The organism is Streptomyces katrae, from assembly GCF_000717655.1.
GTDB lineage: Bacteria > Actinomycetota > Actinomycetes > Streptomycetales > Streptomycetaceae > Streptomyces > Streptomyces katrae_B.
In genome coordinates this window covers 1-688 of record NZ_JNZY01000101.1, presented here as the reverse complement: position 1 = coordinate 688, position 688 = coordinate 1, and the positions used below count along the sequence as shown (strand labels likewise).

Here is a 688-nt window from a genome sequence, read left to right as displayed (position 1 = left end):
CGGCCGGCGCCGTGCGCGGTGGACGGGTGGGCGCGCGAAGACGCCCGGCCGGGAGGTCCCGGCCGGGCGTCTTCGTGTGTCTGCTGTCCGCTGGTGGCTCAGTACCAGTGGTGGGTCTGCCAGAAGTTCCAGGCACCCACGGGGCTGCCGTAGCGGGAGTTCATGTAGTCCAGGCCCCACTTGATCTGGGTGGCCGGGTTGGTCTTCCAGTCGGCACCCGCGGAGGCCATCTTCGAGGCCGGCAGGGCCTGGACCAGGCCGTAGGCGCCCGAGGAGGCGTTCGTGGCGGTGTGGTTCCAGCCGCTCTCACGGGAAACGATGTTGTTGAACGCCGCGAACTGCGCCGGGTCCTTGATCATCTGCTGGGCGATCGCCTTGGCGCTCGTCGGGGCCGCCTGAGCGGGAACCGTGGCGAGCATGGAGCCGGCGACGCCCAGGGCGACGATGGAGCCGGCGAGGGACTTCTTGGAAGCGGCGATGCGGCGGATGACGGCGTTGGACACGGATGAACCTTCCGAAGGCAACAGGGACGGTCGCGGGCATGCCGAAGACATGAGTGAGCCACTCACACGGAGGAGAGGGATTCACCGGCAGCGGGTGAAGCACCCGTGCCGCCCGGCGACACCTCCAGTTCTACGCACGTCCCGACCCCCTGGCAACGACCCCTCCTACTAGCGGCCCTCGCAGC

The 688-nt window shown here is 69.2% G+C and carries 1 protein-coding gene; it reads right to left on the bottom strand.

The annotated features are described in order from the left end of the window. Positions 1-98: 98 nt before the first annotated feature. The gene (locus IF09_RS0139570; RefSeq protein WP_051833685.1) at positions 99-554 is read right to left on the bottom strand and encodes a transglycosylase SLT domain-containing protein; all 456 of its coding nucleotides are present in this window, start codon (positions 552-554) and stop codon (positions 99-101) included. Positions 555-688: the final 134 nt, after the last annotated feature.